The 14,550-nt window shown below is 70.7% G+C and carries 14 protein-coding genes and 1 tRNA gene; 10 read left to right on the forward strand and 5 right to left on the reverse strand.

The features are described 5' to 3' along the window. The first annotated feature begins 19 nt into the window (after positions 1-19). Positions 20-1,024, forward strand: coding sequence for a 2-hydroxyacid dehydrogenase (locus HND91_RS00825; protein WP_181704621.1), 1,005 nt, complete (start codon positions 20-22; stop codon positions 1,022-1,024). 63 nt (positions 1,025-1,087) lie between these two features. Here the strand turns inward: HND91_RS00825 and HND91_RS00830 are convergent, their stop codons facing one another. Beyond that, entirely contained in the window at positions 1,088-2,020 is a 933-nt protein-coding gene (locus HND91_RS00830; RefSeq protein ID WP_181704622.1) for a polyprenyl synthetase family protein, read from the reverse strand. Positions 2,021-2,258: 238 nt separating this feature from the next. On the opposite strand from HND91_RS00830, the gene HND91_RS00835 reads away from it, so the two are divergent. Further along, the gene (locus tag HND91_RS00835) at positions 2,259-2,840 is read left to right on the forward strand and encodes a HupE/UreJ family protein (RefSeq protein ID WP_181704623.1); all 582 of its coding nucleotides are present in this window, start codon (positions 2,259-2,261) and stop codon (positions 2,838-2,840) included. Between the two features lie 241 nt (positions 2,841-3,081). On the opposite strand, the gene HND91_RS22510 is transcribed toward HND91_RS00835, so the two are convergent. Then, positions 3,082-3,543 carry an Lrp/AsnC ligand binding domain-containing protein gene (locus tag HND91_RS22510; RefSeq protein ID WP_343057062.1) on the reverse strand — a complete coding sequence of 154 codons (462 nt, stop codon included), beginning with the start codon at positions 3,541-3,543 and terminating at the stop codon, positions 3,082-3,084. Between the two features lie 818 nt (positions 3,544-4,361). On the opposite strand from HND91_RS22510, the gene mtgA reads away from it, so the two are divergent. Together mtgA and rpmF are read left to right on the forward strand one after the other, a co-directional pair. After that, complete coding sequence (mtgA, locus tag HND91_RS00845; protein ID WP_425485411.1) at positions 4,362-5,114, forward strand: monofunctional biosynthetic peptidoglycan transglycosylase; 753 nt, start codon at positions 4,362-4,364, stop codon at positions 5,112-5,114. A 192-nt stretch (positions 5,115-5,306) separates the two neighbouring features. Then, on the forward strand, positions 5,307-5,492 hold the full coding sequence (rpmF, locus tag HND91_RS00850; RefSeq protein ID WP_181704625.1) for a 50S ribosomal protein L32: 186 nt from the start codon (positions 5,307-5,309) through the stop codon (positions 5,490-5,492). Positions 5,493-5,698: 206 nt separating this feature from the next. Here rpmF and HND91_RS00855 read toward each other — a convergent pair whose 3' ends face one another. Further along, positions 5,699-6,067: a hypothetical protein gene (locus HND91_RS00855; protein WP_181704626.1), complete on the reverse strand. Its 369-nt coding sequence runs from the start codon at positions 6,065-6,067 to the stop codon at positions 5,699-5,701. Between the two features lie 191 nt (positions 6,068-6,258). Here HND91_RS00855 and HND91_RS00860 point away from each other — a divergent pair, with 191 nt between their 5' ends. After that, complete coding sequence (locus HND91_RS00860) at positions 6,259-7,935, forward strand: EAL domain-containing protein (protein WP_181704627.1); 1,677 nt, start codon at positions 6,259-6,261, stop codon at positions 7,933-7,935. 207 nt (positions 7,936-8,142) lie between these two features. Here the strand turns inward: HND91_RS00860 and phaR are convergent, their stop codons facing one another. Further along, positions 8,143-8,730 (reverse strand): polyhydroxyalkanoate synthesis repressor PhaR, encoded by a 588-nt coding sequence (gene phaR, locus HND91_RS00865; RefSeq protein ID WP_181704628.1) that lies wholly within the window; start codon positions 8,728-8,730, stop codon positions 8,143-8,145. Positions 8,731-9,067: 337 nt separating this feature from the next. Between phaR and HND91_RS00870 the strand changes: the two genes are divergently transcribed. After that, on the forward strand, positions 9,068-10,243 hold the full coding sequence (locus HND91_RS00870; RefSeq protein ID WP_181704629.1) for an acetyl-CoA C-acetyltransferase: 1,176 nt from the start codon (positions 9,068-9,070) through the stop codon (positions 10,241-10,243). 128 nt (positions 10,244-10,371) lie between these two features. Next, positions 10,372-11,100 (forward strand): acetoacetyl-CoA reductase, encoded by a 729-nt coding sequence (gene phbB / locus HND91_RS00875; RefSeq protein ID WP_181704630.1) that lies wholly within the window; start codon positions 10,372-10,374, stop codon positions 11,098-11,100. Positions 11,101-11,222: 122 nt separating this feature from the next. On the opposite strand, the gene HND91_RS00880 is transcribed toward phbB, so the two are convergent. Continuing rightward, positions 11,223-12,095, reverse strand: coding sequence for an SDR family oxidoreductase (locus HND91_RS00880; protein WP_181704631.1), 873 nt, complete (start codon positions 12,093-12,095; stop codon positions 11,223-11,225). A gap of 244 nt (positions 12,096-12,339) precedes the next feature. On the opposite strand from HND91_RS00880, the gene HND91_RS00885 reads away from it, so the two are divergent. The 3 genes from HND91_RS00885 to HND91_RS00895 all read left to right on the forward strand — a co-directional run bounded on the left by HND91_RS00885 (position 12,340) and on the right by HND91_RS00895 (position 14,425). Next, entirely contained in the window at positions 12,340-13,428 is a 1,089-nt protein-coding gene (locus HND91_RS00885) for an SDR family oxidoreductase (protein WP_181704632.1), read from the forward strand. A 422-nt stretch (positions 13,429-13,850) separates the two neighbouring features. Continuing rightward, on the forward strand, positions 13,851-14,201 hold the full coding sequence (locus HND91_RS00890) for a hypothetical protein (protein WP_181704633.1): 351 nt from the start codon (positions 13,851-13,853) through the stop codon (positions 14,199-14,201). A 138-nt stretch (positions 14,202-14,339) separates the two neighbouring features. Continuing rightward, positions 14,340-14,425, forward strand: a tRNA-Leu gene (locus tag HND91_RS00895). The last annotated feature ends 125 nt before the right edge of the window (positions 14,426-14,550 follow it).

Genomic DNA, 14,550 nt, shown 5'->3' on the forward strand with positions numbered 1-14,550 from the left:
GTCGGACAAGGGGTCGGCCATGGACGTCGCCGTCTTCAACACCAAGCCCTACGACCGGCGCTATCTGGAGGCCGCGAACGCGGACGGCCGCCACGGCCTCCTGTTCCTGGAGCCGCATCTCTCCCCGGAAACGGCGCTGCTTGCAAAGGGCCACGCGGCCGTCTGCGTCTTCGTCAACGACCGGCTGGACGCCCCCGTCCTGGAGCGCCTCAACGACGGCGGCGTCAGCCTGATCGCGCTCCGCTGTGCGGGCTTCAACAACGTGGACCTCGCCGCCGCCAAGGCGCTCGGCCTGACGGTCGCGCGGGTGCCGGCCTATTCGCCCCATGCGGTCGCCGAGCACACCATCGCCCTGATGCTCACCCTCAACCGGCGCATCCACCGCGCCTACAACCGCGTCCGCGAGGGCAATTTCGCTCTCGACGGCCTGATCGGCTTCGACCTCCACGGCAAGACCGCGGGCGTGGTCGGCACCGGCAAGATCGGCGCCCTCGTCGCCGGCATCCTGAAGGGCTTCGGCTGCCGGGTGATCGCCTACGACGCCCGTCGCGACCCGGCCTGCGAGGCGGCGGGCGTCGCCTACGTGGACTTTCCCACCCTCTGCCGGGAGAGCGACGTCATCACGCTCCACTGCCCGCTGACGCCGGACACCCACCACCTGATCGACGCCGAGGCGATCGCCGCCATGAAGCGCGGCGTCATGCTGGTCAACACCAGCCGCGGCGCGGTGGTGGACACGGCCGCCGTCCTGAAGGGGCTGAAGTCCGGCATGATCGGGGCCGTCGCCCTCGACGTCTACGAGGAGGAGGGCGACTTCTTTTTCGAGGACCTCTCCAACCGCTACATCGGCGACGACCTGTTCGCCCGCCTGCTGACCTTTCCGAACGTCCTCATCACTGGCCACCAGGCCTTCCTCACCCACGAGGCGCTGACCGCCATCGCCGAGACGACGATCGGCAACATCACCGCCTTCGAGACGACCGGACGGGCGCTCCATCCGGTGTCCGTCGAGAAGGTCGGCTGAGGCGGGCCCGACGTCGAGCGGGGCGCCCCCGACATCCGTCCGCGCTCGCGCCGCGGCCGGCGTTCAGCGTCGCCGCGTCGCCACGAAGGCCGCCGTCGCCGTCAGCACCTCTGCGGCCGGCCCGTAGGGTTCGAGCAGCATGCCCGCCTCCGTCACCAGGCTCTGAAGGGTGCCGCGGGCGGCGTCCACGCCCATCAGCGACACCAGCGTGCCCTTGCCGGCGGCGGCGTCCTTGGCGGTCGCCTTGCCGACCGTCGCGGCGTCGCCGATGACGTCCAGCAGGTCGTCGGCGAGCTGGAAGGCGAGCCCCAGGATCTCGCCGTAGCGGACCATCCGGGCCCGGTCGTCCGCGCCGGCGCCGGCGAGCCGCGCGCCCGCCTCGCAGGCGAAGCGGATCAGCGCGCCCGTCTTCAAGGCCTGCAGGCGCTTCACCGCGTCCGCGTCGAGGGCGAGCGGCGCGCCGCCGGCGAACCGGCCCTCGGCGGCGAGATCCAGCATCTGGCCGCCCACCATGCCGCCGAGGCCCGCCGCCCGGGCGAGGTCGCGCACGAGGGCGAGCCGCACGCCCGGGTCCGGGTGCACCGCGTCGTCGGCCATCAGGTCGAACGCCAGCGTGAGAAGCGCGTCGCCCGCCAGGATGGCCGTCGCCTCGTCGAAGGCCTTGTGCACCGTCGGCTGGCCGCGGCGGAGATCGTCGTCGTCCATGGACGGCAGGTCGTCGTGGACGAGCGAATAGCAGTGCACGCATTCGAGCGCCGCCGCCGCCCCGAGGGCGTCGATCTCCTCGCCCGCGCCGAACAGGCGCGCCGTCTCCACCACCAGGAAAGGCCTCAGCCGCTTGCCGCCGGCCAGCACCGCGTGCCGCATGGCGGCGGTCAGCCGGCCCGGCCGCTCCGTCTCCCCCGGCCGCGGCGCGTCGGCGAGCACGGCCTGGAGCCGCGCCTCCACGGCCGCCGCCACCGACGCAAGACGCTGTTCGAACCCGGTGTGCTGCATGGTCCCGCGCGGCTCCCTCATGTCGGCCGCAGCCCTGCCCGAACCCGCGCGGGCCGTCAAGCGCGGGCGTACCGGTCGTCCGGCGAGACCTCCGCGCCGAAGCTCGCGTCCGCGCCGGCGCTCGGCTCGCCGTCCGGCAGGCATCTTGCATGTCCAGCGTCGATCCTCGTCCTCGCCGGTCGCGACCCTGCCGTCGACCGGCCCCCGTCCACCACGCCTCACGTCCAAGGACCCGAAGATGCTTCGTTCTCTCTCGCTCGCCGTCCCCGTCGCCGTCCTCGCGCTCCTGCCGACCGGGGCCCTCGCCCACAGCGGCGCCGACCACGTGCACGGCTTCGCGGCCGGCCTCACCCATCCGATCCTCGGCGCAGACCACCTGCTCGCCATGGTGGCCGTCGGCCTGATCGCCGCCCGTGCCGGCGGACGGGCCATGGCTGCCCTGCCGGCCGCCTTCGTGGCCGCCATGGTGGGCGGCGCGGCGGTCGCCATGGCCGGCCAGGCGCTTCCCCTGGTGGAGGTGGCGATCGCCCTGTCGCTGGTGGCCTTCGGGCTGGTGATGGCTTTTGGCGCCGGCCTGCCGACGGGCGCCGCCGTCGTCCTTGCGGCGGCGGCCGGCCTCGCGCACGGCGCCGCTCACGGCGCCGAGGTGCCCGAGACCGCGAGCGGCCTTGCCTACGCGGCGGGTTTCGTGCTGGCCACCGGCGCGCTCCACGGCGTCGGCGTTGTGGCGGGCCGCCGGCTGATGCTGGGCACGCCCGGCCGCCTTCTCGGCGCCGGCCTCTCGGTGGCGGGCCTCGCCTTCGCGGCGGCGGCGGTCTGAAGCGGACACCCCGGGCGGACCGGGCGGCGGACCGTTCGCCCGCCCCTCCGTCCTCCGCCGCCCGCGACACCCGAGGCGACAACCCAGGCGACAGGGAGACCACCATGCGCGTGAGGCTCTTCCGCCAGCCGGACCCGAACCCCGCCCAGCGCCCGGCGCGCGCGCACCGCCTGCGCGCCTGGATCCACCGGCTGCTGGAAATCCGCGCCCGGCGTCTCTGATCCCGGGCGCGGCGGTGTCGTCACAGCGGCAGGGCGGTGGAGTGCTTCACCTCTTCCATCACCGGATAGGTGTGAGTCTCGCGCACCCCCGGCAGCGCCATCAGCACGTCGGCCAGGAAGGCCCTGTAGGCCTCCATGTCCTTCACGCGCGCCTTGACCAGATAGTCGAAGCTGCCCGCGATCAGGTGGCACTCCAGCACCTCCGGCGCCCGCGCCACGGCCGCCGCGAACTGGGAGAACACCTCAGGGTTCATCCGGTCGAGCTTGATCTCCACGAAGACGAGCAGCCCCCGCTGCAGCTTCCCGGGGTCCAGCCGCGCCGTGTAGCCCTGGATGTAACCGTCCCGGGTCAGGCGTTTCACCCGTTCGGCGGTGGCCGTCGGCGAGAGCCCCACCTTGTCGGCGAGTTCCAGGTTGGTGATTCGCCCGTCCATCTGGAGGGCGGAGAGGATCTTCCGGTCGATCCGGTCGAGGCCGGGTATCTCCGGGTCGGTGCGTCGGTTGAAACGTTCGCTTGTCACGCTACTCACGGCGGCAGGCCCTCCTCCGGCGGCGCAAGGCGGCCGAACGGTCCGTCGAAGCCCGGCTTTCGGCCGGGCCGTTCCCACGTGAAGGACACTCCGTGACAGGATCGCGGACGCAAGGCGGCACGCCTCACGCGTGCTCCCCGATGCCCCCGATCCCCATCCCCCGGGTGATCCCTCCCCTACCCCGCGCGCGGTTCTTGTTCGTCGACCTGCTGCGGGACGGAGAAGCCAAGCACGAACGCGACGAAATGGCCATGCGACACGTCCGTTCATGCCGACGGTGTGGCGAGACCGACCGGTGCTCTCGCGCCGCATGGGTCCATCCGGGACGCATCGGGAGGCGGAACGGTCGTGCGGGGAGGCTCGGGTGGCCCGGACCCGGCCGGCTCGCCGGGTCATGCGCGGGCGTCGCTGCCTTCGGACAGGCCGAAGGACAGGTTCGGGCAGGCCCATAAAAAAACAGGCCGGACAAACCGGCCTGAGTTTGGGAGGAAAGGTCAAGAGAAGCGCCGTCCCGATGGACCGCCGCGCGATCACCGGAAGGGCGATGCCCGGAAGCAACTCTCACGAACAGAGTCTCACGCTGCCTGTTTGCTGGCCATTTCAAATATTGAGCGAAAGCTGCTCATTCGTTAGGCAAGTGACGCTTTGCGCGGCGAACGCCGAACGCCCCGGTTGACGGATCGGCGACGGTCCCGCGCCGGTGCGCCCATCTGGAACGTTCGACGCGCGGCGCGCTTCGTATAGGATGCCCGCGAGCGGGCGGAGCGATGATGACGATCCAGGACGGCGATGCGATATCCGAAACCGACGCAGGCTCCGGCCGCACCGGCGCGGACGCGCGTGCGTGGTCGGTCCGCGCCATGATCCGCCGCATCCTGGTCGGGCTGCTCGTCCTCGCGGCGATCCCGCTGGTCCTGGCGCCCATCCACGCGGTCGTGCGTCCGGTCTCCACGCTCATGCTGTGGGATCTGGTGACCCTCAAAGGCTACACGCGCACCTGGACGCCCATAGAGACCATATCGCCCCACCTGATCCGCTCGGTGATCATGAGCGAGGACGGCCGGTTCTGCGAACACGGTGGCGTCGACTGGACGGCGCTCAGCCTGGTGCTGGAGGCGGCCGACGAGGACGGCCCGGCGCGCGGGGCCAGCACCATCAGCATGCAGACGGTGAAGAACCTCTATCTCTGGAATTCGCGCAGCTATATCCGCAAGGGCCTGGAACTGCCGCTGGCGATCTACGCGGATCTGGTCTGGTCCAAGCGCCGCACCATGGAGATCTACCTGAACGTGGCCGAATGGGGTCCCAACCTCTACGGCGCGGAGGCGGCCGCCCAGGCCTATTTCGGCAAGAGCGCCGCCAAGCTGACCCGGCGCGAGGCGGCCCTGATGACGGCCGCGCTGCCGAACCCGATCGCCCGCAATCCCGCCAAGCCCACCAACCGGCAGCGCCGCATCGCCGGCATCGTGGAGCGGCGGGCCGCCCAGTCCGGCGCCTACACGGCCTGCGTCCTCAAGTCCTGATCCGCCCGTGGCCGGCGCCATCGGCCAACCAACCGGATCCGGGCAACGCGGTCGCGTTTTCTCCGCCACCCCACTGGCCAAAGCCGGCCGATGTCTGTATACAGCCGCGATCTTTCTAGAACAGAGCGTCTCCGGCGCCGCGGCGAAGCCGTGCGCCAGGCCGGCGACCCGAGAGACGATGGAGTTTGTGACATGGCCGTCCCGAAGCGAAAGACGTCCCCGTCGAAGCGCGGCATGCGCCGCTCGGCGGATGCCCTCAAGCAGCCGACCTATGTGGAGGACAAGACCTCCGGCGAGCTGCGTCGTCCGCACCATGTGGACCTGAAGACCGGCATGTATCGCGGCCGCCAGGTCCTGGAGCCGAAGGAGACGGTCTGATCCGCCTCCGGCGCCGGCCCTTCGGAGGCCCGCCGACATCCTGCCAAGTTCGTGAAGAAGCCGGCGCCCGCGCCGGCTTTTTTGCGTCTGCGCCGGCTCTTTGCGTCCGTGACGGTGAGGGCCGCGGTCCTGCCGCGTGACCCGATCCGGCACGGCGGCGGCAAGCTTGTCCCGGAACGGTGCTCCCCCGGCGACCGGGTCCGGTCTCAGACCGATCGTTCGGTGAGGAAGCCGGGCTCCAGGTCGCTGCCCAGCCGGTCCGCCGACCGGTAGGCGGCGCTCGCCCGCGGGGCGACGCCCCGGGCGTCGCGGCGGACGCGGCGCTCGCCCTCGGCGGCCTCCACGAACCGGCCGGAGAGCAGCTGCGTGAGGTAAGGCGCGGCCCCCGCAGCTGGGACAGGCGACGTGTGCGAGAGGCGCGGGCCCGCGGCCACCAGGGCCCGGCCCGGCGCCGGCGCGCTCGGCCGGCGGTCGTCCCGCCGGGCGTCCGCCGCGGCCCCGGAGGGCGGCACGGATCGGCCGGTCGGGGTGGCCGCGCGGTCGTATCCGGTGATGGGGCGGGGTCCGTTCAGCATGGCCGTCGCGCTATCCGGGGGATCTGTGCCAGATCGGCACGGATCGGTTGATCATCCTCATCCATCGCAAGCCTGGGGCCAAGGTTTTGTCCGACTTGGCCGGAGCCATTGGCCGCCTGTTAACAGCCGCCGGCCTAATTCGGACGGACAGCGGACGGAGGTGATCCGTCGACGATCCATCGGGGAGTGGCATGCACGCGGCGACTTCATCGCTCTTCCAGACTTCGGCCGATCCCAGCCCAACGCTGGAGACCGAAGCGGGGTTCGCCTCGCTCGCCTGGTCCATGTCGTCGGATCGCATCGTCTTCTCCGACAACGCGGCCGCCGTGCTGCAGATCGACCCCGCCAGCCTGCCGGGCACCGGCCGCGCCTTCCACCGCCTGTTCACCCCGGACACCCAGGGCGCCCGGACCGCGGTCGTGCCCGCCCTCGGCCCCGGCCCGGACGGCGCCGACCGATCGGGGACCTACTGCGTCCGCTACCGGCTTCGCGCGGGCGACACGCCGATCCCGGGCGTCGTCATCGAGGAGCGCGGCCGCTGGCGCGTCGATGCCGCCGGGCGGCCGGTGAGCGCAACCGCCATCCTCTATCCGGTGGACGCCCCCGCCGACCGGACGGCCGCCAAGGCGGCATCCGCGGTCGTCTCCCGCGACGATCTCCTGGCCGATCTCGCGGCGGATCTCTCCACTCTGGTCCGCGACCGGCAGGGAACCCTCGGCTTCGTGATCATCGCGCTCGACGATCTCGCCGGGCTGAATCGGCACTTCGGCTTCGAGACCGGCGACCGGATCATCGAGGCGGTCGGGCAGCGCATCGCCCGGCGCCTGCGCGGCGGCGACATCCTCGGCCGCCTGTCCGGCCACAAGTTCGGCGCCGTGCTGCGCAACTGCTCGGAGACCGCCCTCGCGGTCGCGGCGGACCGGTTCCGCGACACGGTCGGCGAGGAGCCGGTCGCCATCGCGGAGACCCGGATCCGGGTGTCGGCGTCGGTCGGGGCCATCCTGGCGCCGCGTCACGCGCCGGACCTCGACGCCGCCCTCGGCCGCGCCGAGGAGGCCCTCGACGCCGCCCGGCATGCCGGGCGCGGTCAAGTCCGCGTCTACGCGCCCTCCACCGAGCGCGACCGGCTCCGCCGCCGCAACCTCGACCTCGCCGGCCTCCTGCAGGACGGCCTCGACGAGGCGCGGCTCGCCGTCGCCTGGCAGCCGGTTGTCGAGACGGCAACCCGCGCCGTGGTCGGCCACGAGGCCCTGGCGCGGGTCCGCGCCGCCGACGGAGCGTTCGCCGACACCCGCGCGGTGGTGGATCTCGCGGCCCGGCTCGACCTCGCCGACCGGCTGGATGGTCCCATGCTGCGGCGCGCCCTCGCCGTGCTTCGGGCCGACCCGGCCGCCTGCGTTTCGATCAACATATCCGCCGCCACCCTCGCGGGCGACGGCTGGCTCGCCGCCCTGGAGGAGGAGGAAGCCGCGGCCCCCGGCCTCGCCGGCCGGCTCACGGTGGAGATCGCCGAGGCCGCCGTCCTTGGCGACCACGGGAACCTCCGCCCCGCGCTCGACCGCCTCGCCGCCGTCGGGTGTCCGGTCGCCCTCGACGACGTCGGCGCGGCGGGCCTGCAGGCGTTCGGAAGGGTTCCGGTCGCCATGGTGAAGATCGAGGCGGGGCTCGTCCGGGCCGCCGTCACCCACGCCGGCCCGCGAGCCGTCATCCGGGCGATCGTCGAGGCGGCCACCGCCGCCGGGGCGGTGGTGGTCGGCAAGGGGGTGGAGTGCGAGGACGCGGCCGCCATGCTGGCCGCGTGCGGCGTCGCCCGGCTGCAGGGCCACCTGTCCGGCGCCCCGGTGGTCGGGCCGTCGCCCGCGCGCTGACGCGGGCAATCGCCAGCAGGGTCGAAAAGCGCAGCGAGCCGCCCGGCTCCGCCGCCTGTCCGGTTCTGAAGTCCTACTGCGAGCCGGCCCACCGGGCGCGGCGCGAACCGGCCGTTCAGGCGCGGCGCCGCGAACCGGGATCCGCCGGCCACGGCGGATCGGGCGGGTCGGCGCGTCGGCCGCCCCGCGCGGTCGGTCAAGCCCGGCTCACTTCTCCGGGGCGAGCTGATCCAGGCGCTTCTGCATCGCCTCGAGCTGCTTCTTCAGGGCGTCGAGGTCGTCCGAGCGCGGCGCCGTCGCCGGCTTGGTGGCCGCTTCGGCCTTCGCCTGGGCGTCCGCGTCGCCGCTGAACGGCAGGAACATCCGGAACGCCCGCTCGAAGATCTCCGTGTTGCGCCGGATCGTCTCGTCCATGGCCTCGAAGGCGACCGCGCCGCCGAAGGCCTGGCCGAGCTGCTGGCGGAACTTCTCCTGCTCCCGGGTCAGCTGGCCGATCGAATGCTCCAGGTAGCTCGGCACCAGGGTCTGCATGCTGTCGCCGTAGAAGCGGATCAGCTGGCGCAGGAAGGTGATCGGCAGCAGGTTCTGACCCTTGTTCTCCTGCTCGAAGATGATCTGGGTCAGCACGGAGTGGGTGATCTCCTCGCCGGTCTTGGCGTCGAACACCACGAAATCCTCGCCGCCCTTCACCATGCCGGCGAGGTCCTCGAGCGTCACGTAGGTACTGGTGCCCGTGTTGTAGAGCCGCCGATTGGCGTATTTCTTGATGATCGTCGGCTCGTCGGACTTGGCCATCGGTTTCATCGTGCCCCCTTGGGGTTCTTTGTCCTCGAGCGTCCGTCCTTTGCGGCCGGACACCTCTCCCGCCAGCGATGTTAGGAGCTTTTGTGCGGCGCGGCCATAGGTTTCGCACGGCCCCGGTCGCACCCGGATGCGCCGTTCGTCGTAGCGAAATACGCGCATGCGACAAAACGGAGGAGACGTCGTGCCGCGACCATAGGCCGGTCGTCTGAGTTGACAGCACCGCCGCCGTCGAACTGTAGTGCGACGCAAGAGAGCGGCGGTTCGGCGAGGGGGTCCCTTCGGAGGACGACAGCTGCCCGTACGGACCTAATCTATCGGGAGGTCAGGCATGTCCACGGATGTCGTCATCGTCGCCGCCAGGCGCACGGCGGTCGGAGCGTTCAACGGCTCGTTCGCGAACACCCCCGCGCACGACCTCGGCGCGGCGGTGATCAAGGCCGCGCTGGAAAGCGCCGGCGTGGAGCCGGGCGAGGTGGACGAGGTCATCCTCGGCCAGGTGCTCACCGCCGGCCAGGGCCAGAACCCCGCCCGCCAGGCCTCCATCAAGGCCGGCCTGCCGATCGAGACGACCGCCTGGGGCCTCAACCAGGTGTGCGGATCGGGCCTGCGCGCCGTCGCGCTCGGCCTGCAGCAGATCGCCAACGGCGACGCCGCCATCGTGGTCGCCGGCGGCCAGGAGAGCATGAGCCTGTCGCCGCACGTGGCGCACCTGCGCGCCGGCACCAAGATGGGCGACATGTCCTTTATCGATTCCATGATCAAGGACGGCCTCTGGGACGCCTTCAACGGCTACCACATGGGCACCACCGCCGAGAACGTCGCCAAGGCCTACCAGATCACCCGCGACGAGCAGGACGCCTTCGCGGTCGCCTCGCAGAACAAGGCCGAGGCCGCCCAGTCCGCCGGCAAGTTCAAGGACGAGATCGTCCCCTTCACCATCAAGGGCCGCAAGGGCGACATCGTCGTCGACAGCGACGAGTACATCCGCGCCGGCACCACGCTCGACGCGGTCGCCAAGCTCCGTCCCGCCTTCTCCAAGGACGGCACCGTCACGGCCGGCAACGCCTCCGGCATCAACGACGGCGCCTCCGTTGTGGTGCTGATGACCGCCGCCGAGGCGGCGCGCCGCGGCCTCACTCCGCTCGCCCGCGTGGCCTCCTGGGCGACCGCCGGCGTCGACCCGTCCGTCATGGGCACCGGCCCGATCCCGGCCTCCCGCAAGGCGCTGGAGAAGGCCGGCTGGTCGGTCGGCGACCTCGACCTCGTGGAGGCCAACGAGGCCTTCGCCGCCCAGGCCTGCGCGGTCAACAAGGACATGGGCTGGAACACCGACATCGTGAACGTGAACGGCGGCGCCATCGCCATCGGCCATCCGATCGGCGCGTCCGGCAACCGCGTCCTCGTCACCCTCCTGCACGAGATGCAGAAGCGCGACGCCAAGAAGGGCCTCGCCACCCTCTGCATCGGCGGCGGCATGGGCGTCGCCCTCACCGTCGAGCGCTGAGATCCGGCATCCGGGCCGCCACGCGAGGAGGCGCGGCGGCCTGTCTTCCAACAAGCATCACACGGCGGTCCGGACCGCGTCGGACGAGGACGCGGCCGAACAGCCCGGCATTTTTCGGGGAGCGAGACATGAGCAAGGTTGCAGTCGTCACCGGCGGCACGCGCGGCATCGGCGCGGCCATCTCCAGGGGCCTCAAGGACGCGGGCTACACAGTCGCCGCCACCTTCGCGGGCAACGTGGAGAAGGCCGAGGCGTTCAAGGCCGAGACCGGCATCCACGTCTACCAGTGGGACGTGTCGGACGAGAAGGCCTGCGCGGAAGGCCTCGCCAAGGTGGAGGCCGAGCTCGGCCCGGTGGAGATCCTGGTCAACAACGCCGGCATCACCAAGGACGGCATGTTCCACAAGATGTCGTTCGACCAGTGGCGCGCGGTGCTCTCCACCAACCTCGACAGCATGTTCACCATGACCAAGCCGGTGATCGAGGGCATGCGGTCGCGCGGCTTCGGTCGCATCATCAACATCTCGTCCATCAACGGCCAGAAGGGCCAAATGGGCCAGACCAACTATTCGGCTGCCAAGGCCGGCGTGATCGGCTTCACCAAGGCGCTCGCCCAGGAGAACGCCTTCAAGGGCATCACGGTCAACTGCATCTGCCCGGGCTACATCGACACCGACATGGTGGCGGCGGTGCCGGAGGACGTGCTGAAGGGCATCATCAAGTCCATCCCCGTCGGCCGTCTCGGCAAGGCGGAGGAGATCGCCGCCCTCTGCGTCTTCCTGTCGTCGGATCAGGCCGGCTTCTTCACCGGCGCCGTCCACACCATCAACGGCGGCCAGTACATCGCCAACGGCTGAGGGCGCAGGCTCGGCAGGCGTCATCCCGGCGAAGGCCGGGATGACGGTCGAGGCTCGCGGGACGTCGGAAACGAACGGCCACCTCCGGGCGGCCGTTCGCGTTCGGAAGGCCTTCGCGGCCCTCACAGCATCGGGCGGCCGCCGGTCACCGGGATGATGGCGCCGGTGATGTAGCTCGCCTCCGGCGAAGCCAGCATCACGTAGGCGCAGGCGAGCTCCACCGGCTGGCCGGCGCGGCCGAGCGGGGTGTTCTTGCCGAAGCTCTCCACCTGCTCCGGCGGCATGGTGGACGGAATCAGCGGCGTCCAGATCGGCCCCGGCGCCACCGCGTTCACCCGGATGCCCTTGTCGGCGAGAAGGCCGGCGAGGCCCGCCGTGTAGTTGGCGATCGCGCCCTTGGTGGTCGCATAGGCCAGAAGCGTCGGCGACGGGTTCTTGTGGTTGATCGACGTGGTGTTGATGATGGACGCGCCGGCCTTCATGTGCGGCACGGCCGCCTTGCACAGGTAGAACATGCTGTAGATGTTGGTGCGGAAGGTCACGTCCCACTCTTCCGAGGAGATGTCCTCCAGGCTCTCGAACGTCGCCTGGTGGGCGGCGTTGTTGACCAGGATGTCGAGGCCGCCGAGCTCGGAAACGGCCCGGCCCACGAGGCTTTTGCAGAAGGCCTCGTCCTTGATGTCGCCGGGCGCCACCACGGCCTTCCGGCCGGCCTGCTCCACCCAGCGGGCGGTCTCCTTCGCGTCCTCGTGCTCGTTGTAGTAGGAGATCAGCACGTCCGCGCCTTCCCGGGCGAACGCGATGGCGACCGCGCGGCCGATGCCGCTGTCGGCGCCGGTGATCAGCGCCTTGCGGCCCTCAAGCTTGCCGCTTCCCTTGTAGCTCTCCTCGCCGTGGTCCGGCTTCGGGGTCATCTCGGTGGTGGACCCGGGCATGTCCTGCTGCTGCTTGGGCTGCGGCGGCTTCGGGGCGTCGTTCTTCGGATCGAGGATCATGGGGCTCTCCGTCGGGGGTCGGCGAGGGGGCGGCGCGCGGCTGGACAGCCGTGGCGGGCCGTTGCGGGTGTCCCGTCCCTAACAGGGGCGTTCGCCCCCGGGTTCCTCGCCCGCCCGTCCTCGGGCGCGAAAACCCTGCCGCCCTCGGGCGCGAAAACCCACCACCGCCGACGACCAGGAACCGCCCGGCCCCAGGCACCGTTACCGTCATCAGCCCCATGGGACCCTGACGAGGAGGAGCGGCATGGCCGAAGCGACCACGACCGGACGGACGGTCGTCATCACCGGCGCGTCGAGCGGCATCGGTCGCGCCACCGCCGAGGCCTTCGCCCGCGAGGGCGCGCGGCTGGTGCTCGCCGCCCGGGGCCGGGAGGGTCTCGACGAGGCGGCCGCGGTCTGCCGGGCCCTCGGCGCCGCCGTCGTGGTGGCGCCGACCGACGTCACCGATCCGGCCGCCTGCCGGGCGCTCGTCACCGAGGCGCTCCGCGCCTTCGGGCGCATCGACGTCTGGTTCAGCAACGTGGGCATCGGCGCCGTCGGGCGCTTTCACGAGACGCCCATCGAGGCCCACGAGCGGGTGATCCGCGCCAATCTTCTCGGCCACATCAACGACGCCCATGCGGTCGTGCCGGTGTTCATCGAGCAGGGCCACGGCATCTTCATCAACATGATCTCGGTCGGCGGCTTCGCGTCCACGCCCTTCGCGGCGGCCTACGGGGCGAGCAAGTTCGGGCTGAGAGGCTTTTCCGAGGCCCTGCGGGCCGAGCTCGCCGTGCACAAGCGCATCCACGTCTGCGACATCTATCCGTCCTTCGTGGACACGCCCGGCATCGCCCATGGGGCCAACTACGTGGGCCGGCGCCTCGCCGTGCCGCCCGGATCCCACGACCCGCGCGCCGTCGCCGAGGCGGTGGTGCGCACGGCTGGGCGGCCTCGCCCCACCGTGGTGGTCGGACCGGAGGTGCAGGCCATCCGCTTCGCCCATGCGCTGGCGCCAACCTGGTACGCGCGCATCCTCGCCCGGTTCATGGACTTCTCCTTCCGGCGCGCCCGGCCGGTATCCCGGTCGGACGGCACCCTCTACCAGCCGCCCGCCCGGTCGGACGGGGTGGACGGGGGCTGGCGCTCGCCCGGTCAGCGGGAGGTGATCGGCCTCGCCGCGAGCGCGCTCCTCGCCATCGGCGCGGGCTACCTGGTCGGCGCCGCCACCCGGCGCTGGCGCGTCGCCGATCTCGTCGGCCGCAAGCCGCCCCGCAGGACCCTGGCGGACCGGACCGGGCTCGCCCGCGTCCTGCCGTCCCGGCCCTCCCGGCGCCGGTCCTTCTGGTCCTGAGGACGCCGGCCGACCGTCTGGACGGCATCGCGGCGCCTCTCGGCAATGCCACGAGCCGGCGCGCGCCGGCTCCGATGCCGGCCGGGTGGGTTTCACGCAAGCCCCGAGCCGATTCAAGCTTCCATCCAGAGTTCCTGGATTTCGTTTCGACGAATACCTGTCAGCGGATCGATGAGAGGTGGATTTCGGCCCGTAACAGCACGGCTAAGGCTTGAGTCTTGAAAATTCCTTCCGATGCGCAGGGTAGAAAACAGGGTAAAGGTGGCATCTTTTTTCTGAACGGCGAGTCCGGCAGCCACCGAGTTCTAAATTGCAGGCCTAAATTTTCCTGTACGGTAAAAATCGCCATTCAAAGCCTTGTCGACCAAAGTATATGGGAGCATGCTCAATACTGTAATTGGCTAGCCCGATAGGAGGGCGATATGCTTACCCATACTTTTATGACGACTTTCGTTGCCGCATGCGCAGTGTCCGGAGCGGCCTATTCTGGAGAATTGAAAGCTCTGCATGGCAAGAGTGTTATGCTGGGCACGGTCACCGGCAGCACATACTATACAGCCGAGCCTGGTGGCTATCAGATGGTGACGACATTATCGTCCGGTGACGATCAGTTGCCTGTGCGCTTCGTGACGACGCTTGTCAAAGGCCAACGGCTCACGATCGCGGTTCCGGGCGCCGTCGGCGAACCTGAGACGACCATGACGATCGAACGGATCGGCGATCAGGTCTTCATCAGCGACACCGGACAGAAGACGGCCGCGCTGGAGAACTGAGCGGTCCATCGGCAGGGCGAGATGGAGGCCATGTCGCCCTGCCCATGATGTCTCTGGGGGATCTTCTGCCGAAGACCTCGTGCCACCGCGCCCCGCGGCCTTTTCTTGGCGTCCCACAGCCGCTATAGGAGGAGGCAGGCCGCTGTGGTGGAATCGGTAGACACAGTTGACTCAAAATCAACCGCCCAAAAGGCGTACCCGTTCGAGTCGGGTCAGCGGCACCACACTCCCTCGCTTCACGCTTCCCCGCTTCCCTGGATGGTCGGCCCCGGCCGGTCCGCGCGCGCCCGCTCTCCCCGGCGCGGCGGCGAACGTGTTCAGTCGCGCTTGGTGATGTCGCGGCAGCTGA

Origin of the sequence: Chthonobacter rhizosphaerae, assembly GCF_013839525.1 — a bacterium.
Taxonomy (GTDB): Bacteria; Pseudomonadota; Alphaproteobacteria; order Rhizobiales; family Pleomorphomonadaceae; genus Chthonobacter; species Chthonobacter rhizosphaerae.

Excerpts from the sequence above, each read along its gene's own strand:
- rpmF (WP_181704625.1), top strand. The coding sequence starts at position 5,307 with ATGGCCGTCCCGAAGCGAAAGACGTCCCCGTCGAAGCGCGGCATGCGC.
- HND91_RS00890 (WP_181704633.1), top strand. The coding sequence starts at position 13,851 with ATGCTTACCCATACTTTTATGACGACTTTCGTTGCCGCATGCGCAGTG.
- HND91_RS00880 (WP_181704631.1), bottom strand. The coding sequence starts at position 12,095 with ATGATCCTCGATCCGAAGAACGACGCCCCGAAGCCGCCGCAGCCCAAG.
- mtgA (WP_425485411.1), top strand. The coding sequence starts at position 4,362 with ATGACGATCCAGGACGGCGATGCGATATCCGAAACCGACGCAGGCTCC.
- HND91_RS00870 (WP_181704629.1), top strand. The coding sequence starts at position 9,068 with ATGTCCACGGATGTCGTCATCGTCGCCGCCAGGCGCACGGCGGTCGGA.
- phbB (WP_181704630.1), top strand. The coding sequence starts at position 10,372 with ATGAGCAAGGTTGCAGTCGTCACCGGCGGCACGCGCGGCATCGGCGCG.
- HND91_RS00855 (WP_181704626.1), bottom strand. The coding sequence starts at position 6,067 with ATGCTGAACGGACCCCGCCCCATCACCGGATACGACCGCGCGGCCACC.
- HND91_RS00860 (WP_181704627.1), top strand. The coding sequence starts at position 6,259 with ATGCACGCGGCGACTTCATCGCTCTTCCAGACTTCGGCCGATCCCAGC.
- HND91_RS00825 (WP_181704621.1), top strand. The coding sequence starts at position 20 with ATGGACGTCGCCGTCTTCAACACCAAGCCCTACGACCGGCGCTATCTG.
- HND91_RS00885 (WP_181704632.1), top strand. The coding sequence starts at position 12,340 with ATGGCCGAAGCGACCACGACCGGACGGACGGTCGTCATCACCGGCGCG.
- HND91_RS00835 (WP_181704623.1), top strand. The coding sequence starts at position 2,259 with ATGCTTCGTTCTCTCTCGCTCGCCGTCCCCGTCGCCGTCCTCGCGCTC.
- phaR (WP_181704628.1), bottom strand. The coding sequence starts at position 8,730 with ATGGCCAAGTCCGACGAGCCGACGATCATCAAGAAATACGCCAATCGG.
- HND91_RS00830 (WP_181704622.1), bottom strand. The coding sequence starts at position 2,020 with ATGCAGCACACCGGGTTCGAACAGCGTCTTGCGTCGGTGGCGGCGGCC.